Source organism: Alcanivorax sp. VBW004 (assembly GCF_009718865.1).
GTDB lineage: Bacteria > Pseudomonadota > Gammaproteobacteria > Pseudomonadales > Alcanivoracaceae > Alcanivorax.
In genome coordinates, this window is record NZ_WNHC01000001.1 from 549754 (window position 1) to 569711 (window position 19958).

Genomic DNA, 19958 nt, shown 5'->3' on the forward strand with positions numbered 1-19958 from the left:
GAGGCGCCTTCTGCGTGTTGCCTGCAGCGTGAAGCGTGCTGCGTCAGTTACGCTTTGGGGCCGGCAGCGCGGATCTCATCGGACACATCGGCGTACTTGTCAGCGAAGTTCTTCTGGAACTGCTCTGCCAGGTCGCGGGCACGTGCTTCGTAGTTTTCCGGGTTGGCCCAGGTTTTCTTGGGCTGCAGCAGGTTGCTGTCCACACCGGAAACGGTTTTCGGCACATCCAGGTTGATGATGTCCAGGTGCTCGGTTTCCGCATTGTCCAGTTCGCCGGACAGGATCGCGTTGACCACGCCACGGGTGGTGGGAATGCTGAAACGCTCGCCTTCACCGAAGGGGCCACCGGTCCAGCCGGTGTTCACCAGGTAAACGGTGGAGCCGAATTCTTCCATGCGCTTGATCAGCAGCTCGGCGTACTCGCCGGCACGACGGGGGAAGAAGGGCGCGCCGAAGCAGGTGGAGAAGGTGCTCTTGATGCCGCCACCGGAACCCATTTCGGTGGAACCCACCAGGGCGGTGTAGCCGCTCAGGAAGTGGTACGCCGCCGCTTCCTTGGACAGCTTGGACACCGGAGGCAGAACGCCGGTCAGGTCGCAGGTCAGGAAGATAATGTGCTTGGGCTCGCCGGCACGGTTTTCGTCGACTTTCTTGTCGATGTTTTCCAGCGGGTAGGCGGCGCGGGTGTTCTGGGTGAGAGACACATCGGCGTAGTCGGCGGTGCGGTTGTCGTCGATGATGACGTTTTCCAGTACCGCGCCGAACTTGATGGCGTCCCAGATGACCGGCTCGTTTTTCTGGCTCAGGTCGATGCACTTGGCGTAGCAGCCGCCTTCGATATTGAAGACCACATCCTTGCCCCAGCCGTGCTCGTCATCACCGATCAGGTAACGGTTCGGGTCGGCGGACAGGGTGGTTTTACCGGTGCCGGACAGGCCGAAGAACAGGGCCACATCACCGTCTTCGCCCACGTTGGCGGAGCAGTGCATGGGCAGCACGTCTTTTTCCGGCAGCAGGAAGTTCTGCACGGAGAACATGGCTTTCTTCATTTCACCGGCGTAGCGCATGCCGGCAATCAGAATCTTGCGCTGGGCGAAGTTGAGGATCACGCAGCCGTCGGAGTTGGTGCCGTCACGCTCCGGGTCGCACTGGAAGTGCGGGGCGTGGAGGATCTGCCATTCTTCCTTGCTGCGCGGGTTGTACTTCTCCGGGCGGATGAACATGGTGTTGGCGAACAGGTTGTGCCACGCGGTTTGCGCGGTCACTTTCACGGCCAGGTAGTGATCAGTGTCGGCGCCGACATGCAGGTGGGAAATAAAGGCGTCGCTTTCGGCAACGGCCGCGGTAACGCGGTCCCACAGGGCGTCAAATTTGTCGCTGTCGATGGGGCGGTTAATGGCGCCCCAATGGATGTGCTCGCTGGTGCTCGGCTCGTCAACAATGTAACGGTCCATGGGCGAGCGACCGGTACGGTGGCCGGTTTCCACTACCAGGGCGCCGTTATCGGCCAGGCGGCCTTCGTTGCGCTGAACAGCCAGCTCTACCAGCTGGGCCGGGCTGAGGTCGTTATAAACAATCGGATCGGTCATGGTTATTCCTGGGCTTGTGGCCGTGCGGTTACAGCGGGTATGGCCGTGCAACCTTCAAGTTCGCATTGCGGATACACAGTGCCGGTCTCGTGCCCGGACAGAGACCGGACAAGACCAATAAGGGACCAGTAGTGGCGCCACTGATCAGCACAGGCGCGCGATTATGCCAGAAAAGAGAATCAGTGGCGATTCCCCATCGGACCATGCGGTCACGGCGCCAGAGGCAATTAATAGTTAATAATGAATAGTGAATAGTTGCGCGGGGCCGCTAGGCCTTGTCTCGGAACGCAAGAGGCCGCACCCAGGCTATGGGCGCGGCCTCTTGCGTTCCAAGTCAGACAGAGCAAAACCGCGAGTTATTAACTATTAATTGCCTTCCCGGATCATCTCCGCCAGGTCCACCGCGTCAAAATGCTCCTGGTGACGGCAGAAATCGCAGGTCAGGGTCACTTCGCCGTCTTCGTCCAGTAATTGCTGCAGCTCCTGATTGCCCAGGGAAATTAGTGCATTGCGGTTACGGTCCCGGGAGCAGGTGCAGCCGAATTGCAGCGGCTGGGCGTCCGGTAGCTGGGGCGGGGTGTCGTGGAACAGCCGGTGGAGGATGGTCTGGTCATCCAGGTTCAGCAGTTCTTCCATTTGCAGGGTGCTGGCCAGTGCATCCAGGTGTTCCCACATCTGGTTGTTGCCGTCGGTGGTGGCAAGCTGGTTGGGCAGGCGTTGCAGCAGCAGGCCCGCCGCGCGGTTGTTGCCGCTGGCCAGCCACAGGGAGGTCGGCAGCTGTTCGGATTGCTGGAAATAGCCTTGCAGACATTCTGCCAGGGTGTCGCCGCTGAGCGGGACGATGCCCTGGTACTGGCGGCCCTGATCCGGGGTGATGGTGATCACCATGGTGCCTTCGCCGATCAGTGTCTGAATGTCGCCATGGCTCCAGTCCTGGCCGTCGCTGTGGCGGGCCAGTGCGCGCAGCTCACCGTCGTGGCTGCATTCGGCCAATAGCAGCGATACCGGGCCTTTGCCCTGGGCCTGCAGGGCCAGCCGGCCCTTGAACTTGAGGGTGCTGGCCAGCAGGGCCACCGCCGCGACCGCCTCGCCGATCAGCCCCTGTACGGGCAGCGGGTAGCTGTGGCCTTCAAGGATACGGCTGACGCTGCTTTCTACCTGTACCAGTTCGCCACGAATGTCGGAGTCGGGGAAAAGGAAGCGCTGCTTGTGGTCTTGCATGATGATGTCCTGAGGTTGATCGCGGTGACGCCACCGTGAAAATCGTTATTCCAGATTGTCTCGTTTGAAGCGCTGGATATCCCGGCGTTCCTTTTTACTGGGTTTGTGGTCCGGAGCGGCGGTGGCGGCCCGGGCCAGTTTTCGCTGCTCGCTGTTCATCTCCCGTTTGGCCACGCTTTCCGGGGTTTCTTCATAGAGCGTCTGGGCCACCTTGGCCGGGCCGCGCTTGCTGCTCAGATCGCGGACGATGACCTCGAAATGTTCGGTGCCCTTGGTAATGGTCACTGTCTGGCCGGGCTGCACCGCCTTGCTGGGCTTGGTGCGGCTGCCATCGATATGGATCTTGCCGCCTTCCACGGCGGTTTTGGCCAGGGTGCGGGTCTTGAAGAACCGGGCGGCCCAGAGCCAGGAATCTATGCGTACGCTTTCCATCGGTTTCCCCACACCTGGCCGTCAGGGCAGCACGGCCAGGAAGTCATCAATGGCCGGAAACGGGTCCGTATCAAGCCGTTTGGGCAGGCTGGAATCCGGGTGCAGAATACTCACCGGCTGGCCAATGCCGTATTGCCGGGCGCTGTGCAATACCGGCAGGGAGTCGTCCACCAGCAGTGCGCGGCCCGGCTCAAAGGGCAGGTGCCGCTGCAGGTGCTGCCAGAACGCCTGGGCTTCCTTGGGGTGGCCGTAGTCGTGACTGGACACCAGCTCGTCGAAATACTGGTCAATGCCGGTGCGTTCGAGCTTTAAGTGCAGTGCATCGCGGTGGGCATTGGTGACCATGATCACTTGCTTGTCCGAGGCCTGAAGCTTTTGCAGAAAGGCTTCTGCTCCCGGCCGCACGGAGATGCGGTCGCCAGCGGCTCTTTTCAAGCCGGCAATTTCCAGACCCAGCTCGGCGGTCCAGAAATCCAGGCAGTACCAGTTCAGGGTGCCTTGGTGGCTGGTGATCCAGTCGTGGATAATGCGGTTGGCCTCGGTCTGCTCCAGCCCCTTTTCCCGGGCGTAGCAGTCGGGCACGTGTTGTTGCCAGAACCAGTTGTCGAATTGCAGGTCCAGCAGGGTGCCGTCCATATCCAGCAGCACGGTGTCGACGGATTGCCAGTCAATCATGAATTTCCTGCGTGTTCGGGTTAGTCTTGCCTCGGTTAGTAGGCTCAGAGGTAATTATGGATGAGAAACCGGAGATTCTCGACACCCGGCTGATAGCAAAGAGCCGGCTGTTCGGGATCGAAGAGCTTCACCTGCGCTTCACCAACGGTGTTGAGCGCACCTACGAGCGTTTGCGCACCCCGCCGATCGCGGGGGTGATGATGGTGCCCCTGCTGGATGACGACACCGTGGTGATGATCCGGGAATATGGCGCTGGCACCGAGAGTTATGAGTTGACCCTGCCCAAGGGGGCTTACGAACACGGTGAAGACTGGCGTGATGCGGCCAACCGGGAGTTAAAGGAAGAGGCCGGTTATGGCGCGCGACAGCTGAGTCTGATGAAAGAGATGACCCTGTCCCCCGGTTATATGGGGCACCGCATCAAGGTGGTGCTGGCGGAAGACCTGTACGAAGAATCCCTGCCCGGCGATGAGCCGGAGGAACTGGACGTGGTGCCCTGGAAACTGTCAGAGCTGGATCGTTTGATCGAACGTGACGATGTGACCGAGGCGCGGGTGATCGCAGCGTTATTAATGACCAAACGGTTGCTGGAGCAGCGGGCTTGATCCTGGCGTTATCTAATACCTGCCGTTGGAGTTTGCCTGCAAGCGAAAGAGTGACGAGGTACGAGTAACGAGTTTCGAAAACCGGTTTTGCCTTTCGCGACTCGTTACTCGTATCTCGCATGATTGTCAGCAGGCTGGCGCCTACAAATACCAATGTTGAACGATAGGAAATCTGTAAATGACCGACTTTAATACCCTGCTGGAACCGCTTGCCGAGATTGCCCGTGAAGCGGGGGACGCCATTCTGGCTGTCTATGAGCGTGATGATCTGGGGGTAGAAACCAAGGATGACAAGTCGCCCATTACCGAGGCGGATATGGCGGCGCACAAGATCATTGAGGCCCGCCTGCAGGCGCTGACCCCGGAGATTCCGGTGTTTTCCGAAGAATCCGGCGGCATTGCCTATGCGGATCGCAAGGACTGGCCGCGTTTCTGGCTGGTGGACCCGCTGGATGGCACCAAGGAATTTATCAAGCGTAATGGTGAGTTCACCGTCAACATCGCGCTGGTGGAAGGCGAGACCCCGGTGCTGGGCGTGGTGCATGTGCCGGTAACGGCAGTGACCTACCTGGGTGGCCAGGGTGTGGGTGCCTTTAAAGAGCACAACGGTGAGCGCCAGGCGATTCAATGCCGTGCCCGCACCACGCCGGTGGTGATGGTCGCCAGCCGTAGCCATGGTGGCGAGGCGGTGGAAAAGCTGGAAGCCTTTATCCGTGACGAAGTGGGCGAGGTGGAGCGCGCCTCCATGGGGTCGTCACTGAAGCTGTGCCTGGTGGCGGAAGGCAGCGCGGACATTTACCCGCGCCTGGCACCCACCAGCGAGTGGGATACCGCCGCCGCCCACGCGGTGGTGACGGCTGCAGGCGGGGTGGTGGTGAACACCGCCTTCGAGCCGTTGCAGTACAATAAGGAAGATATTCTCAACCCGCACTTCCTGGTGCTGGGGCAGAGCATTGAAGAATGGCGTTTTATCGCCCCGGCGTTGAACGCTTGAAGCCAGATGCATGAAGCATGACGCTAAAGAGTAGAACCTGAAGACAGGGGTGCAGCCACGTCACAAACGCATGCTGCATTGCAATGCAGTCAAAAAAGGGGGGGGCCTGATCGGCATTTTCCACCCTGCGGTTTTATGATTGGCGTCAGGCGTCAGCTATACCAGACAAGGAGTTTCCATGAGCGCAATGCGTGAATTACGTTTCGTCAGTGAGGGGCAATCCTGCCGGGGGGATCTGTATCTGCCCGAGGGGAAAGGCCCTTTCCTGACGGTGGTCATGGGGCACGGGTTTGGCCTCACCAAGGAATGCGGGTTGGCGCCGTTTCGCGACGCTTTTGTCGAGGCCGGTTACGCGGTGTTCCTGTTCGACTACCGTCACTTTGGTGAAAGTGAAGGGATGCCGCGTCAGGTGTTGTTGCCCCACCGGGAAGTGGCGGACTGGCAAGCGGCGCTGGGCTGTGTGCGCAAGCTTGAGGAAGTGGATAACCAACGCATCGTGCTGTGGGGGACGTCTTTTGGTGGTGGCCTGGTGACTGCCGTGGCGACCCGGGAGCCGGTGGCCGGCATTATTGCCCAGTGCCCGATGATGGACGGCATGGCGTCGGTAATGGAGGTGATCCGTTATGCGGGCATCGGGCAGGCGCTGAAAATGACCGGCATCGGCCTGTGGGATGTGGGCAGCAGTGCGCTGGGGCTGGGGCCCAAAATGCTGCCTTCGGCAGGGCGGCCCGGTGAGCTGGCCGCCATGTCCAGTCACGACGCCTATGACGGTTATACCGCGCTGATGCCGGCGCATGTGCCCAATGAAGTCGCGGGGCGAATTGCCCTGGCGTTGCCGCTATTCCGGCCTGTGACCCAGGCCAGCAAGGTAACCTGCCCGGCGCTGATCCTGATTTGTGAGACCGATACCGTGGCGCCGGCCAGCGCCGCAGAAAAAGCGGCCGCGGCCATGGCAAGGCCCAGCGTGAAGCGCTACCCGGTGGGCCATTTTGATATCTATCAGGGCGAGGCCCGGGAGATCAGCCTGGCGGATCAACTGGCGTTTTTGCGGGACCTGGAGAGCTAGGGTCGCTTAATGATGCCTAGAAAGGCAGAAGGGTCGCCAGGTCCAGCGACAGCTGGTTGGACACCATCACCGCGCTGGTCGCCACCAGGCTCAGGTTGATGGCAGGCAGTACCAGGCCAATGGCCAGCAGGTTAATGGCGCTGGGTTGCCGAATGCGCCCGCTCCACAGCACCAGGCTGATCAGCGCTGCGCAGGAAAGGGGAATCCAGAGCCAGGGGTGCGATCCGGCGGTATGCCACAGGTTTTCTAAATTGAACATGCCAGTACCCGTTTCGTTATTGTCATTGGCGGGACCGTATTGGCCGGTGCCCGGGGTGACCTCCCCCGAGGTCAGGTGGGAGTATGCACAGCCGGTTATGTAACCAGTGTGTTAAAGATCACAAAAAGATAATGGCACTTTGACATTGGTTCTAACGTGCCAGATCTCTATGAAAATCAATGAGTAGCGTTGATATGCAGATAAATGAGCCTGGCCAGCCGATGGGACAGCAGGGCCGCAGTGGAGTGGTCTGCTGGCTGGGGCGGGTGGCATTGTTGCTGAGCCTGGTGGTCACGGTGCGTGCCGGCGATTTCAACTACTCGGCCGAGCAGTTCGCCCTGATTGCCGGTTATGAGTCTTGTGTTCGCCAGTTGGCTGCCAACCTGGGCAGTGACCAGCGTGATGCGCTCACGGACAAGTTATTGCGCAGTAAAGGCATCAGTTACCAGCCGCGCCGGGTGGAGAACGACCGGCGGCTGTGGGCTTACCCGGAGTATGCTACCCAGCGCCGGACCCAGAGTTACATGATTCAGGCTTTCAAGCAGGACTGCCTGGAGCAGAACGCCGGGCGCTACTGACCGGAAATATTGCCCCTCCGGGTTGTCGATCAACGCCAGTGTTCATGCCGGTTGCGCCTCGCCTTCGTCCGTAGCGGCACTTTTCCCGGGCTCCAAAGTCAATTAACGGCCCGTTTTGGCCTTTTCTCATACCCTCCAGTACGGCTATTCTGTCAGCCATTGAAACGTGCCATTGGCCAATGTCAATGTTTGCACTGCGAGGATCAGGCAGCCCGAGCGGCTGGAGGTAAAGAATATGTCCAATAAACACGTTGATGTACTGATTGTTGGCGCCGGCCTTTCCGGTATTGGTGCCGCTTGCCATTTAACCCGCAAGGCGCCGAATCGCACCTACGCTATCCTGGAGCGTCGCGAACGCATCGGCGGCACCTGGGATCTGTTCAAGTACCCGGGCATTCGTTCTGATTCCGACATGTTTACTCTGGGCTACAGCTTTCGCCCCTGGACCGAGCCCAAGGTATTGGCCGATGGCAACTCGATTCGCCAGTACGTGGAAGAGACCGCGGAAGAGTATGACGTTAAAAAACATATCCGTTTTGGTCGCAAGGTGATCAAGGCGAACTGGTCCAGCGCTGACAATCACTGGGCGGTGGAAACCACCAACGAGAAGACCGGCGAGCAGGAAACCTTTACCGCCAACTTCCTGTTCTCCTGTAGCGGTTACTATAACTACGACGAAGGCTACAAACCGGATTTCCCCGGCGAGAAAGACTTCAAGGGCCAGGTGATTCATCCGCAGCACTGGCCGGAAAACCTGGATTACAAAGGCAAGAAAGTGGTGGTGATCGGTTCCGGCGCTACTGCCGTCACCCTGGTGCCGGCCATGGCCAAAGAAGGCGCCCAGGTCACCATGTTGCAGCGTTCGCCAACCTATATCGCCACGGTGCCGGAAGTGGACCCGATCTCGGTGGGCATGCGCCGTTTCCTGCCGGAAATGGCTGTGTATCGCTTGGCCCGTGCGCGCAATATCGGGCTTCAGCGTATGGTGTACAAGTTATCCAAGCAGCGTCCCAAGCTGGTGCGCCGAGCCTTGTTGGCAGCGGCCAAGCGTCAGCTGGGTGATGATGTGGACATGACGCATTTCCGCCCCAGCTACAATCCGTGGGACGAGCGTTTGTGTGCGGTGCCCAACGGTGACTTGTTCAAGACCTTGCGGCGTGGTGAGGCCGAGGTGGTGACCGATCACATCGAGCGGTTTACCGAAACCGGGATTCTGCTTAAATCCGGCAAAGAGCTGGAAGCCGATATCATTATTACCGCCACGGGCCTGAATATTCAGATGCTGGGTGGAGTAGAAGGTACCGTTGACGGCAAGACGGTGGAGCCCCGTGAGTCGCTGGTTTACAAGGGCATGATGCTGCGCGATGTGCCTAACATGGCGCTGGTCTTCGGTTACACCAACTCATCCTGGACCCTGAAAGCGGACCTGGTGTGCGAGTACGTGTGTCGCTTGCTCAATCATATGGAAAAGACCGGTGCCCAGACCGTGATTCCCCGTGACAAGGATAACTGCATCACCGACGAAAACTTCCTCGGCATGCAGTCCGGTTACATCCAGCGGGCCAATGACCGCCTGCCTCGTCAGGGCTCCAAGCAGCCGTGGATGGTGGTGCAGAATTACATGGTTGATATGCCCAAGCTGCGTTTTGGCGCTATTGATGACGGGGTTCTGGAGTTCGATAACTATCAGCCGGTGAAAAAGAAAGGGCTGGTGGCGTCGCTGCTGGGATCCTGAATAAAAGTTAAAAGTTAAAAGTTAAAAGTTAAAAGTTAAAAGTTAAAAAGAAGAGCGAGATTAAGTGCAGGCGCCCGACCGGGCAACTACCCCGCACTGATCAATAAAAAGGCCGCACCCGGGAAAGGGTGCGGCCTTTTTATTTTCTCTTTCAGCGTCACGCTCACTTCCAGGGCAGTGCTTCCATGCGCTGGCGGGCGGCGGAGTATTCTTGCTTCAGGCGCGCGATCAGATCGGCAGCCGGGCCGATCTTCTTCACCGCACCGATGCCCTGGCCGCTGCCCCAGATGTCCTTCCAGGCTTTGGAGCTGCCATCACCGAAATCCATTTTGGACGGATCGCTTTCCGGCAGGTTTTCCGGGTCCAGTCCTGCCGCTTCAATGGAATTGCGCAGGTAGTTGCCATGGACGCCGGTGAACAGGTTGGAATAGATAATGTCGTTGGCGCTGCCGTCCACGATGGACTGTTTATAGCGTTCGTCGGCATTGGCTTCATCGGTAGCGATGAAGGCGGAGCCGATGTAGCCCAGGTCGGCGCCCATGGCCTGGGCGGCCAGCACTGAATCGCCAGTGGCGATGGCGCCGGACAGCAGCAGCGGGCCGTCGAACCATTCACGGATTTCCTGCACCAGCGCCAGTGGCGACAGGGTGCCGGCATGCCCGCCCGCGCCTGAAGCCACGGCGATCAGGCCATCGGCACCTTTCTCGATGGCTTTTTTGGCGAAGAAGTTATTGATGATGTCGTGAAACACCAGGCCGCCATAGCTGTGGATGGCTTCGTTCACATCCACCCGGGCCCCCAGGGAAGTGATCACGATGGGCACCTTGTACTTCACGCACATTTCCAGGTCGTGCTCCAGCCGGTTATTGGACTTGTGCACAATCTGGTTGACCGCGAAGGGGGCGGCAGGCTTGTCAGGGTTGGCCTGGTTCCAGGCATCCAGCTCTTCGGTAATGCGCTTGAGCCACACTTCCAGTTCTTCCGCAGGGCGGGCATTCAGCGCAGGAAAAGAGCCAACAATGCCGGCTTTGCACTGGGCAATGACCAGATCCGGGTTGGAAACAATGAACATGGGCGATGCCACAACGGGCAGCTGCAGGCTGTTTTGCAGGGAGGCAGGTAGGGCCATGGGAACTCCTCAACTCTCACGGTGAGCGCCACCGGGAAAAGGCGGGGCGCTTTCAGGGGCACAATAGTGCGATATAGCTGCGGCGATGTCAGCACCGAGAACGACAATCAGGGCGCGAATATGGACGTGCTGCACAGGCTTGCCAGCCCTGACCACCGCTGGAAGCCGAATGCCCGACGGCAGATGCGGGGATTCAAAACCTGAAAATCCTGGCCGCCATGCTCTTTGCGCACAAGGCCTTACCCGATTATTCCCTGAATATCCCTCAGCAGGAGAGACCGCAATAGCGGCAGTCTTTCAGGCTATGGGGTTTTACGTCAGGCATCCGGCGTCGGGCGTTTGGCAAAGTAAGGTTTATTCGCGATAAACCTTACTTGTCCGGGTGGCCCCGGAAGGCATTCAGCAGGCGGCTGGGCAGGCCGGCCGAACGCAAAAAGGGGCGCACGTGCATCAGGGTTTCATGGATGTCGTTGACGTGATCATTGAGCAGATCCACATGGTCGGTAATGCCATCGACGCGCACGGACAAGTCCGCCACCTGCCCGGGCAGGGCATCCATGCGTTCGATGATGCGCATGATGCGGTGCGCCATGATCATGTATTCCAGTGCTGCGCGGATCACCGCCACGATCACCAGCAGTGCCAGCGGGGCGATGGCGGTGGCGATGATGCCCGCCAGCGTGGAGAACCAGAAGCACAGGCCGACCACACTGACCACCACGACCAGTGCGCCGACAATCAGCAGCAGATAGAACAGCGGCATCAGCTGCATGGTCAGATAGCGGTTGAAGCGCCAGTCTGCCAGGTTGGGAATGCGCGATGTTCCAGAGGGTGGCGTTTCCGGGTTGGGCGTCTGCATGGTGCCTCCTGGTTTTATTGTTGGTTGTGGTGTTCGGCTTCGGGGCTCTGGGTGCTATTGCGTGGCGTTGCTGGCCCCCAGTTTGTGCTCCGCATAACTGGCGAGAAAATCCCCGAAGACCATGGTGAGCTCCTCAAAGCTCTGGGTCGGTTTTTCTTCGGAGAGATGGCGGATCACGGTGAAAATGCCACCGTTGATATAGAAATAGGCCACCGCCGGAATATTGGGCATCCGCAGCAGCTCCGGGTGATGCATCAGGTATTGAGTAAACAGGTCCATCAAGGCCCGATTGATGGGCTCCTGGTGCGTCACCATGTCCTGACTGAAGGCGTGCCGGGCACATTTCAGATAAATCTGGTTGTTCTCTTCGAGGAAATCCCGAAAGGTGAACAGCAGCTTGCTCACCGCATCGCGGATGTTCATCCGCACCAGCTCTGGAATCAGTGGCTTGATCATGGCCACGGTGTCGTCCACAAAGCGGGCGCCGGCGGCATTGAAAATGGCGTCCTTGTCTTCGAAGTATTCATACAGCGAGCCCACGCCGATGCCGGCAATATCCGCCACCTGGCGGGCGGTGGTGGCCGAAGGGCCTTGCCGGGCAATGGCAATCAGGGCGGCCTCGACGATGGCGTCGACGGTGGCCTTGGAGCGCTGTTGTTTGGGTTTGCGTGCCATATCTGTTTCCGAATTGAATCCGAACAAGCATTCGATTTATTGTTACACCGAGCAATGTAACAGTAAAGCCTTGAGCATGCAGCAGCACCCCAGGGCGCTGGATTGCGGTCAGCTGTGCTGCCGCACCGAATAGACGTTAAACCGGCTGAAATATCGTATCGCGATAACAGGAGAGCATCATGGCTTCTATCGATCTGGACAAAATGCTGGCTAAGATCAAGTCCACCCAGTGGGCCCTTTCAGATATCGATTGGGACGCCCCTGGCGCGGAACTGATTACCGAAGAGCAGTGGCCCAAGCTGAAAGACTTCATGGCCGACCTGATGTGGATTGAGCACGTTGGCGCCCGCGCTTTTGCTGCCATGGCCAAGAAAGCCCCCACCGACACCCTGCGTGAAATTTATACCTACTTTCACGCGGAAGAGCAGCGCCACGCCAATGCGGAAATGGCGCTGATGAAACGCTGGGGCATGCTGGAAGGGGATGAGATTCCGGAGCCCAACATCAACCTGCGGCTGGTGATCGAATGGCTGGACCGTTACAGCGACGAAATGCCGGTTTATGTGTTGGGTACGGTGGTGCCGATGCTGGAGATCGCTCTTGACGGTGCCTTGTGCACCTTCCTTCTTGAGACGGTGAAAGATCCGGTTTGCCACCAGGCCTTTGAAAAAATCAACGACGATGAGTCACGGCATCTGGGGGTGGGCTTCAGCGTGATGGAAATGCAGGGTCGCGGAAAAACCTTTATTGGTGCCGCCAAAATGCTGGCGCCGTTGCTCGACCCACGCCTGATGCTGGGTATTGCTTCCTATGTGCCATTGCTGAACAAGATGCGCGACAACATCATCACCATGGGACTGCCGGAAGAGCGGCTGTATGCCGCTATGGCCAAGTTCGAAAAAATTGGTGGGCGTACGGAAGACGGCCGCCGCAACCCCTGGTTCCAGGTGATTCGCCAGCATGCCAAATTCGTGGTGGATCGCAATAACCGCGCCTATCACATGCCGGTCGATGGCATGGTCAAACTGACCGGCCTGATTCCGCGCCGGGCACTGCCGGCGGTGCCTTCCTGGGTGAAAGAGCTGACCTATCAGCCCACTGCCTGATGCGGCCAATGCTGGCTCGCCATGCGTGCGGTGCGCATGGCGAGGCTTTCCTGATTGTTGAAGAGATCCTGTTATGACTACCTCCTCTGCCTCTCCGAAAAAGGCCGTTCGCAAGGCGGCCCCCCGTAAACGCTCCGCCACGGGCAAGCGCCCTGCGGCAAAAAAAGTACCGGCGGTAAAACCGGTATCGGTGTTGATTGTGGGCGCAGGGTTTGCCGGCCTGGGGATGGCCATTCGTCTCAAGCAGGCCGGTATTGACAACTTTGTGATCCTGGAGCGTGCCAACGCTGTGGGTGGCACCTGGCGCGATAATCAATACCCGGGCGCAGCCTGTGATATTCCTTCCAATCTGTATTCCTATTCGTTTGCGCCCAATCCCAACTGGTCGCGCAGCTTCTCGGGCAGTGAGGAAATTCTCGGTTATATCCATCACCTGGTGGCCGAGTTCAAACTGGAATCACACATCCGTTTCGAGAAAAACGTGGAAGACCTGTCCTTCGATGAAAAGAAGGGCGTCTGGACCGCGACCACCGATAAAGGCGAAAAGTTTGCCGGCCGTGCTGCGGTGATGGCCCAGGGGCCGCTGTCCAATTGTAGCTTCCCGGCGATTACGGGCATCGAAGATTTCCAGGGCCACAAGATTCACAGTGCCCGCTGGGATCACGATTACGATTTCGCGGACAAGAAAGTGGCGGTCATCGGCACCGGCGCCAGTGGCATCCAGATCATCCCCGAGCTGGTGAAACAGGCGAAACATGTAAAAGTGTTCCAGCGCACCCCGGGCTGGGTCATGCCGCGCCCGGATTTTGCCACGCCGCAGTGGAACAAGAAGCTGTTCGAAAAACTGCCGGCCAGCCAGCAAGCCATGCGCAACCTGCTCTACTGGACGCATGAGAGTATGGCGTTGGCCGTTATCTGGAACTCGCCACTGACCCGCGTGGCCGAACGCGTAGCGCGTTTGCATTTGCGCCGGCAAGTGAAAGATCGCTGGCTGCGTCGTCAGCTGACGCCGGACTTCACCATCGGCTGCAAGCGGGTGCTGGTATCCAACGATTACTACCCGGCGCTGCAGAAGGATAACGCCAAGCTGATTACCTGGCCGATTGCCCGGATCAGTGAAAAGGGCATCCGTACCGTGGAAGGCATTGAGCATCAGGTGGATTGTATTGTTTTCGCTACCGGTTTCGATGTCAGCCATTCGGGGACGCCTTTCCCGGTGAAGGGGCGAAAGGGGCGCGTCCTGGGCGACGAATGGCAAGGCGGTGCTCAAGCCTATAAGAGTATCAATGTGTCGGGCTATCCGAACCTCTACATGACCTTTGGCCCCAACTCCGGCCCGGGCCATAATTCTGCGCTGGTGTATATGGAATCCCAGCTCGATTACGCCGTGAAAGGGGTGCAGAAAATTCTTCAGGAAGACCTGAAGGTGCTGGATGTGAAAGAGAGCGTTCAGCGTAAGCACAACAAGGCCATGCAGAAACGGTTGGCGAAAACCAACTGGAATTCCGGCTGCAAGAGCTGGTATCTCACCGAAGACGGTTTCAACGCCACCATGTACCCCGGGTTCGCCACCCAGTACGCGGCGCAGATGGCCGACTTCGAGGAGAACGATTACGAAACCGCCTGATGTGAATCAGTCTGGTTTCATCCGGTGAACGCGGCCCTGCCTGGCAGGTGCCGCGTTTTTTTATGGTTTTCATCGCGCAATGCCAGGTCGCCCGTGGTGATCTGCAGGCCTGTCATTTGGTAGTCATTTCTCTGTCGTGCTGGATTCATCCTCGTCCTGTAAAACCCTGTGAGCAATCCGTTTGGGGAACATACACATAACAGGGGAAACCGATGAAGCATTTGTATCTGGGGGCCAGCGTGATTCTGGCCGCGACGCTGAGTGCCTGTGGTGGCGACAGCAATGAGTCTGATGCCGCTGTTGATGAAGCGGTGCGCACACCGGACAGCATCCGGTTGTCCTATGTGAGCCGTTATTCCACGGGCAGCTTTGATGCTTCCGCCGCCGAGATCCCGGCCTATGATGCGGCCAGCCAGCGCCTGTTTGTGGTGAATGCGGAGCAGGGGGAGCTGGATGTACTGGACCTGAGTGACCCTGAGAATCCGGTCAAGATCGATGCGATCAGTGCCGCAGGGATTGCGGTGGGCGCGGAAGTGAACAGCGTCGCTGCCAGCCATGGCCTGGTAGCGGTGGCCATTGAGGCCGACCCGAAAACGGATAACGGTTTTGTCGCGCTGTATCAGGCCAGTGACCTGACTCTGTTGGGGAGTGAGGAAGTGGGCGCCCAGCCAGACATGGTGGCGTTTACCCCGGACGGAACCCGCGTGCTCACCGCCAATGAGGGCGAGCCCAGCGATGATTACCAGACGGATCCGGACGGTTCCATCAGCATTGTGGATTTCAGTGACCCGGCCAACCCGGTGGTGAGCACGGCGGATTTCACTGACTACAACGGTGAAGAAGATGCCCTGCGTAGTCAGGGGGTACGAATTTATGGGCCAGACGCCTCTGCATCCCAGGATCTGGAGCCGGAATATATTGCGGTCTCCGCTGATGGCGCGACCGCCTGGGTCACCCTGCAAGAAAACAATGCACTGGCTATCATTGATATCGCTACCGCTTCAGTGACTGACATCGTTACCCTCGGTGAGACGGATCGTAGCATCGCTGGTAATGGAATCGATGCCAGCGATGACGATGAAGTTATCGACATCAAGACCTTTGCCGGGGTGGTAGGGCTGTATCTGCCAGACTCGATTCATGGCTATACCGTTAACGGCAAGACCTACCTGGTGACTGCCAACGAAGGTGATGCCCGCGCCTGGGGCGAGGACAATGATGCCTACTGGGGTGAAGAGGCGGATGAAGATGCGGTACCGCCGGTAGCCTGTATGCCGGATGCCAGCCAGGGTTTTGTTGAAGAGTTTCGGGTGAAACATCTGGTGCACAACAGTGGTTTTGCGCGCCGCTGTGGTGATGACCTGCCACCTCAGCTGAGCGAGCTTGCCGACGGTGCCTTGCTGGACCCGGCGATTTTCGGTTACTGCGGCGCTGAAGCGGGCGATTCCGGTGATTGCCGGGAAGATGACGTTCTCGGCCGGCTGAACATCACCTGGACGTTGGGGTATAAAACCAACGCGGATGGCTCCCCGAAAATGTACGACGATGCCGGCGCAGAAGATGCGGTTGCCGGTGATCGCATCATGTATGACACGCTATATAGCTACGGTGGCCGTTCCTTCTCCATCCGCGATGAAAGTGGTGATCTGGTGTTTGATAGCGGTGACGCCATCGAGCAGTTCCTGGCCAGCGACGACTGCAAGCTGGGCTCCGACCGTTCAATCGATTGTGCCGACTACTTCAACACCGGCCACGATGAAGGCGATGCCATGGACAGCCGCAGTGATGCCAAGGGGCCGGAACCGGAAGGCCTGACCATCGGCCAGATTGGCGACAAGCATTTCCTGTTCCTGGGGCTGGAACGCATGGGCGGGGTGCTGGTGTATGACATTACCGACCCGCTGGCGCCGGTCTACCAGGATTACCTGAACAGCCGCGAAACCTGGGATGTGGACCCGGATGCGGGCAACCTGGAAGGGTATGGCGACCTGGGGCCGGAAGGGTTGGTGTTCATTCCGGCAGCGGATTCAGCCAACGGCAAGGCGTTGCTGGTAGTGGGGAACGAAGTGAGTGGTTCTACCGCCATCTATGAAGTGCAGAGTGTCTTCAACGAATAATCTGCAGCAATAAAATCGCAAAGAATAAAGGCGGCCTCTGTGGGCCGCCTTTTTGCGTCATTGCTGCTCTACTGTGGGAGCCACAGGCAATCGGGCTGAGTATTATTCAGCGGTTCCCTGGTCTTTACGGGCTGCCTGTCTGGCCTCAAAGGCCGCCAGCTGTGCTTCGCTGGCAGGCTTCTGGTACAGCGATTTCCATTCCGCGAAGGGCATGCCGTAGACGTATTCCCGTGCGCCGTCATAATCCAGTTCCACGCCTTGCTCGGTGGCCGCTTCCATCAGCCACTTGGCCAGACAATTACGGCAGAAATCCGCCAGGATCATCAGGTCGATATTCTGCACATCCTTGTTTTCATCCAGATGCTGGAGCAGCCGGCGAAACGCCGCGGCTTCCATTTCTGTGCGGGTGGTCTGGTCGAGGTCGGTCATGGGGTTCTCCTTGTGCTCGTCACCAGATTCGAAGCCGCTGTAGGAGTTCCCTTCCAGGGGACGAATCCGGCGCTTGTTCATATTCGAAAGCGCTTAACGCTAGCCTGTGTGCTGAATAGCAATGGGCCTTTTAAATCACTTGTCGGCGAGGATCGCGCTGCGCGCGATTCGTCCCCTGGAAGGGAACTCCTACAGACCCCGCCTACGCATTAGTTTCAGGCGTCAGCCTCAATGCTCCGCAGATAGTCGTCGTAATTCCCACTGAAGTCACGAACCCCTTCGGGGGTGATTTCCAGAATACGGGTGGCCAGCGAGCTGACGAATTCCCGGTCGTGGCTGACAAAGAACAGTGTGCCCGGGTAATTTTCCAGTGCCAGGTTCAGCGCTTCAATGGATTCCATGTCCAGGTGGTTGGTGGGCTCATCCAGCAACAATACATTGGGCTGTGTCAGCGTCAGTTTGCCGAACAGCATGCGCCCCTGCTCACCACCGGAAATCACCTTCACGGATTTCAGCACTTCGTCGTTGGAAAACAACATGCGGCCCAAGGCTGCGCGTACCGCCTGTTCACCATCGCTGGTCCATTGCGCCATCCAGTCGAACAGGATCATGTCCTGCTCAAAATCGTGGCTGTGATCCTGGGCAAAGTAACCCAGCTCCGCCGCTTCGGCCCATTTTACCGTGCCGTTATCTGCGCTGAGATCACCGGCCAGGCAGCGTAGCAAGGTGGTCTTGCCGATGCCGTTGGGGCCGATGATGGCTACCCGTTCGCCGGCTTCTACCTGCAGGTTCAGGTCCTGGAACAGGGTCAGGTCGTCGTAATGTTTGCCCAGCCCTTCCAGGGTGACGGCCTGACGATGCAGTTTCTTGGTCTGTTCGAAACGGATGTAGGGGCTGATCCGGCTGGAGGGTTTGACCTCTTCCAGCTGGATCTTGTCGATCTGCTTGGCCCGGCTGGTGGCCTGTTTGGCCTTGGAGGCGTTGGCCGAGAAGCGGCTGACAAAGCTCTGCAGGTCAGCGATTTCCTTTTTCTTCTTGGCGTTGTCCGCATACAGACGGTCACGGGCCGCAGTGGCGGCAGTCATGTACTCGTCGTAGTTGCCCGGGAACAGGCGTAGCTCACCGTAATCCAGATCCGCCATGTGAGTGCACACGCTGTTCAAGAAGTGACGGTCGTGGGAAATGATGATCATGGTGCTGGAGCGTGCCACCAGAATATCTTCCAGCCAGCGGATGGTGTGGATATCCAGATGGTTGGTGGGCTCATCCAGCAGCAGCACGTCCGGATCGGAGAACAGGGCCTGGGCGAGCAGTACGCGCAGTTTCCAGCCGGGGGCCACGGCGGTCATCGGGCCGGCGTGTTGTTCTTCGGGAATGCCCAGCCCCAGCAGCAGGTCGCCGGCACGGGCTTCGGCGGTGTAGCCGTCCATTTCCGCGAACTGCATTTCCAGCTCGGCCACGCGCATGCCGTCTTCTTCGCTCATTTCCGGCAGGCTGTAGATCCGGTCGCGTTCGGCCTTCACTGTGGCCAGTTCGCTATGCCCCATGATCACGGTGTCCAGTACCGTGTGTTCCTCGAAGGCAAACTGGTCCTGGCGCAGCTTGCCGAGGCGATCATTGGAATCCAGCATGACCTGACCATTGCTGGGCTGCAGCTCGCCGCCGAGGATTTTCATGAAGGTGGATTTGCCGCAGCCGTTGGCGCCGATCAGGCCGTAACGGTTGCCATTGCCGAATTTGACGGAGACGTTTTCAAACAGCGGCTTGGCGCCGAACTGCATGGTGATGTTCGCAGTAGAAATCAAAAGACTGTCCTGTAACGAGAGGGCGGCCGGGGGCGCGCCATCGCCGGCTGCGGGGGTTATCAGCAGGCGGCGGGAAGAAAGAGGCGGCATTGTACCGGCTTGCCGGGCAAAAGGCAGTCCCGCCCGGCGGTCCGTCCGGGGTTGAAAAATTGGGCAAAAAGGCGCGTATTAGAACGGAGAGGCAAGACAGAGAGGGGATTATGAAAACAAAAACGACCCTGGCGGGGATGGCGACCATCGTGATGGCGGCGCTTTTCAGTGCGGGCTGTAGCAACAATGCCAGCCATGATTACCTCGAGCAGCAGGTTCAGCGGACCTTGCAGGATAACAACCTGGGGGTTTGGCAGGTTGAATCGCTGGCTCTGGAGGAGGAGCAGCAAAAGCGCACGGACAAGGATAACCCGACCACGACCTATCAGTTCAGCGTTGCCCTCGTACTGCAGGAAGATTTGCAGCTGGTCCGCTATGCCGACGCGGACGCCCGTGAACTGGTGGTGACGCCGGGCCCTCGGGCGGGTGAGCAGGTGACGTTGCCTGCGGTGGCGCGGGTAGAGGGGCCGCTGGGGGAGGCGTCCTCACGGGCGCATGTGAGCCTGCCGCTCACGGATCTGCCGCCGGGCCTGCCGGCATCGTTGCTGCGCGACCGTTTTGCGGACTGGCAGCAGATCAGCGTGGGCAGTGACTCCTATCAGGCCATGCTGGAGCGTCTGCGTCGCCAGTTGCTCGACGAGCAGAGAGCCCTCACCGACACCGCCGACCGGTTGCGACGCGGGCGGATGCAGCTGGAGGCCAAGGATGAGGAGCTGAAGGCGCTGGAAGAGGACAGCGTCGGCCAGTCCAGCGGTATGGGGGAGCCCATGGAGCGGCTCAGTGGTGACGTGCAGGCCTTGATGTCCCAAGTGGAGCAGCTTCAAGTGGAGAAGTACACCCGGGAAGATACCGTTAAAAAGCTGCGTGCGGATCTGGACCACCTGCAGGGTAAGTGATCACAGTAGCGGTGTGAGCGCAGCGGGCATGCCGGCAGGATTCGACTTGTGCGGCGCCATGGGTATCATGG

The 19958-nt window shown here is 58.9% G+C and carries 19 protein-coding genes; 9 read left to right on the plus strand and 10 right to left on the minus strand.

Features of this window, described 5'->3' with window-relative positions:
• Positions 1 to 47: 47 nt before the first annotated feature.
• From F1529_RS02550 to yrfG, 4 genes are all read right to left on the minus strand, one after another.
• Positions 48 to 1589 (minus strand): phosphoenolpyruvate carboxykinase, encoded by a 1542-nt coding sequence (locus F1529_RS02550; RefSeq protein WP_007150625.1) that lies wholly within the window; start codon positions 1587 to 1589, stop codon positions 48 to 50.
• Between the two features lie 366 nt (positions 1590 to 1955).
• A complete protein-coding gene (gene hslO, locus F1529_RS02555) occupies positions 1956 to 2810 on the minus strand; it encodes an Hsp33 family molecular chaperone HslO (RefSeq protein WP_007150498.1) in 855 nt (284 codons plus the stop codon).
• 45 nt (positions 2811 to 2855) lie between these two features.
• Positions 2856 to 3242, minus strand: a complete 387-nt coding sequence (locus F1529_RS02560; protein WP_007149216.1) for an RNA-binding S4 domain-containing protein — start codon at positions 3240 to 3242, stop codon at positions 2856 to 2858.
• Positions 3243 to 3263: 21 nt separating this feature from the next.
• Entirely contained in the window at positions 3264 to 3917 is a 654-nt protein-coding gene (gene yrfG, locus F1529_RS02565; RefSeq protein ID WP_155131894.1) for a GMP/IMP nucleotidase, read from the minus strand.
• Between the two features lie 56 nt (positions 3918 to 3973).
• Here yrfG and nudE point away from each other — a divergent pair, with 56 nt between their 5' ends.
• From nudE to F1529_RS02580, 3 genes are all read left to right on the plus strand, one after another.
• The gene (nudE, locus tag F1529_RS02570) at positions 3974 to 4522 is read left to right on the plus strand and encodes an ADP compounds hydrolase NudE (protein WP_155131897.1); all 549 of its coding nucleotides are present in this window, start codon (positions 3974 to 3976) and stop codon (positions 4520 to 4522) included.
• A 178-nt stretch (positions 4523 to 4700) separates the two neighbouring features.
• On the plus strand, positions 4701 to 5516 hold the full coding sequence (gene cysQ, locus F1529_RS02575; protein ID WP_155131900.1) for a 3'(2'),5'-bisphosphate nucleotidase CysQ: 816 nt from the start codon (positions 4701 to 4703) through the stop codon (positions 5514 to 5516).
• A gap of 178 nt (positions 5517 to 5694) precedes the next feature.
• Positions 5695 to 6582, plus strand: coding sequence for an alpha/beta hydrolase (locus F1529_RS02580; RefSeq protein WP_155131902.1), 888 nt, complete (start codon positions 5695 to 5697; stop codon positions 6580 to 6582).
• Between the two features lie 16 nt (positions 6583 to 6598).
• On the opposite strand, the gene F1529_RS02585 is transcribed toward F1529_RS02580, so the two are convergent.
• Positions 6599 to 6841, minus strand: a complete 243-nt coding sequence (locus F1529_RS02585; protein WP_007150877.1) for a hypothetical protein — start codon at positions 6839 to 6841, stop codon at positions 6599 to 6601.
• 179 nt (positions 6842 to 7020) lie between these two features.
• Between F1529_RS02585 and F1529_RS02590 the strand changes: the two genes are divergently transcribed.
• Positions 7021 to 7419, plus strand: a complete 399-nt coding sequence (locus tag F1529_RS02590; protein WP_155131905.1) for a hypothetical protein — start codon at positions 7021 to 7023, stop codon at positions 7417 to 7419.
• Positions 7420 to 7654: 235 nt separating this feature from the next.
• Positions 7655 to 9154: an NAD(P)/FAD-dependent oxidoreductase gene (locus tag F1529_RS02595; RefSeq protein WP_155131908.1), complete on the plus strand. Its 1500-nt coding sequence runs from the start codon at positions 7655 to 7657 to the stop codon at positions 9152 to 9154.
• Between the two features lie 163 nt (positions 9155 to 9317).
• Here F1529_RS02595 and F1529_RS02600 read toward each other — a convergent pair whose 3' ends face one another.
• The 3 genes from F1529_RS02600 to F1529_RS02610 all read right to left on the minus strand — a co-directional run bounded on the left by F1529_RS02600 (position 9318) and on the right by F1529_RS02610 (position 11817).
• Complete coding sequence (locus tag F1529_RS02600) at positions 9318 to 10283, minus strand: nitronate monooxygenase family protein (RefSeq protein ID WP_007150945.1); 966 nt, start codon at positions 10281 to 10283, stop codon at positions 9318 to 9320.
• A 370-nt stretch (positions 10284 to 10653) separates the two neighbouring features.
• Positions 10654 to 11142 (minus strand): DUF4282 domain-containing protein, encoded by a 489-nt coding sequence (locus F1529_RS02605; RefSeq protein ID WP_007150640.1) that lies wholly within the window; start codon positions 11140 to 11142, stop codon positions 10654 to 10656.
• Positions 11143 to 11196: 54 nt separating this feature from the next.
• Entirely contained in the window at positions 11197 to 11817 is a 621-nt protein-coding gene (locus tag F1529_RS02610) for a TetR/AcrR family transcriptional regulator (protein ID WP_155131911.1), read from the minus strand.
• A gap of 179 nt (positions 11818 to 11996) precedes the next feature.
• On the opposite strand from F1529_RS02610, the gene F1529_RS02615 reads away from it, so the two are divergent.
• From F1529_RS02615 to F1529_RS02625, 3 genes are all read left to right on the plus strand, one after another.
• Complete coding sequence (locus F1529_RS02615) at positions 11997 to 12923, plus strand: ferritin-like domain-containing protein (protein WP_155131914.1); 927 nt, start codon at positions 11997 to 11999, stop codon at positions 12921 to 12923.
• A 73-nt stretch (positions 12924 to 12996) separates the two neighbouring features.
• Positions 12997 to 14550: an NAD(P)/FAD-dependent oxidoreductase gene (locus tag F1529_RS02620; RefSeq protein ID WP_155131918.1), complete on the plus strand. Its 1554-nt coding sequence runs from the start codon at positions 12997 to 12999 to the stop codon at positions 14548 to 14550.
• 212 nt (positions 14551 to 14762) lie between these two features.
• A complete protein-coding gene (locus F1529_RS02625) occupies positions 14763 to 16667 on the plus strand; it encodes a choice-of-anchor I family protein (protein WP_155131921.1) in 1905 nt (634 codons plus the stop codon).
• A gap of 102 nt (positions 16668 to 16769) precedes the next feature.
• Here F1529_RS02625 and F1529_RS02630 read toward each other — a convergent pair whose 3' ends face one another.
• Together F1529_RS02630 and F1529_RS02635 are read right to left on the minus strand one after the other, a co-directional pair.
• A complete protein-coding gene (locus F1529_RS02630; RefSeq protein WP_155131924.1) occupies positions 16770 to 17096 on the minus strand; it encodes a DUF1244 domain-containing protein in 327 nt (108 codons plus the stop codon).
• Between the two features lie 215 nt (positions 17097 to 17311).
• Positions 17312 to 18901, minus strand: a complete 1590-nt coding sequence (locus F1529_RS02635; RefSeq protein WP_155131927.1) for an ABC-F family ATPase — start codon at positions 18899 to 18901, stop codon at positions 17312 to 17314.
• Between the two features lie 200 nt (positions 18902 to 19101).
• Here F1529_RS02635 and F1529_RS02640 point away from each other — a divergent pair, with 200 nt between their 5' ends.
• Positions 19102 to 19887 carry a hypothetical protein gene (locus F1529_RS02640; protein WP_155131930.1) on the plus strand — a complete coding sequence of 262 codons (786 nt, stop codon included), beginning with the start codon at positions 19102 to 19104 and terminating at the stop codon, positions 19885 to 19887.
• Positions 19888 to 19958: the final 71 nt, after the last annotated feature.

Excerpts from the sequence above, each read along its gene's own strand:
- nudE (WP_155131897.1), top strand. The coding sequence starts at position 3,974 with ATGGATGAGAAACCGGAGATTCTCGACACCCGGCTGATAGCAAAGAGC.
- F1529_RS02585 (WP_007150877.1), bottom strand. The coding sequence starts at position 6,841 with ATGTTCAATTTAGAAAACCTGTGGCATACCGCCGGATCGCACCCCTGG.
- cysQ (WP_155131900.1), top strand. The coding sequence starts at position 4,701 with ATGACCGACTTTAATACCCTGCTGGAACCGCTTGCCGAGATTGCCCGT.
- F1529_RS02615 (WP_155131914.1), top strand. The coding sequence starts at position 11,997 with ATGGCTTCTATCGATCTGGACAAAATGCTGGCTAAGATCAAGTCCACC.
- F1529_RS02630 (WP_155131924.1), bottom strand. The coding sequence starts at position 17,096 with ATGACCGACCTCGACCAGACCACCCGCACAGAAATGGAAGCCGCGGCG.
- F1529_RS02595 (WP_155131908.1), top strand. The coding sequence starts at position 7,655 with ATGTCCAATAAACACGTTGATGTACTGATTGTTGGCGCCGGCCTTTCC.
- F1529_RS02605 (WP_007150640.1), bottom strand. The coding sequence starts at position 11,142 with ATGCAGACGCCCAACCCGGAAACGCCACCCTCTGGAACATCGCGCATT.
- hslO (WP_007150498.1), bottom strand. The coding sequence starts at position 2,810 with ATGCAAGACCACAAGCAGCGCTTCCTTTTCCCCGACTCCGACATTCGT.
- yrfG (WP_155131894.1), bottom strand. The coding sequence starts at position 3,917 with ATGATTGACTGGCAATCCGTCGACACCGTGCTGCTGGATATGGACGGC.
- F1529_RS02580 (WP_155131902.1), top strand. The coding sequence starts at position 5,695 with ATGAGCGCAATGCGTGAATTACGTTTCGTCAGTGAGGGGCAATCCTGC.
- F1529_RS02550 (WP_007150625.1), bottom strand. The coding sequence starts at position 1,589 with ATGACCGATCCGATTGTTTATAACGACCTCAGCCCGGCCCAGCTGGTA.
- F1529_RS02625 (WP_155131921.1), top strand. The coding sequence starts at position 14,763 with ATGAAGCATTTGTATCTGGGGGCCAGCGTGATTCTGGCCGCGACGCTG.
- F1529_RS02640 (WP_155131930.1), top strand. The coding sequence starts at position 19,102 with ATGAAAACAAAAACGACCCTGGCGGGGATGGCGACCATCGTGATGGCG.
- F1529_RS02590 (WP_155131905.1), top strand. The coding sequence starts at position 7,021 with ATGAGTAGCGTTGATATGCAGATAAATGAGCCTGGCCAGCCGATGGGA.
- F1529_RS02600 (WP_007150945.1), bottom strand. The coding sequence starts at position 10,283 with ATGGCCCTACCTGCCTCCCTGCAAAACAGCCTGCAGCTGCCCGTTGTG.
- F1529_RS02560 (WP_007149216.1), bottom strand. The coding sequence starts at position 3,242 with ATGGAAAGCGTACGCATAGATTCCTGGCTCTGGGCCGCCCGGTTCTTC.
- F1529_RS02620 (WP_155131918.1), top strand. The coding sequence starts at position 12,997 with ATGACTACCTCCTCTGCCTCTCCGAAAAAGGCCGTTCGCAAGGCGGCC.
- F1529_RS02610 (WP_155131911.1), bottom strand. The coding sequence starts at position 11,817 with ATGGCACGCAAACCCAAACAACAGCGCTCCAAGGCCACCGTCGACGCC.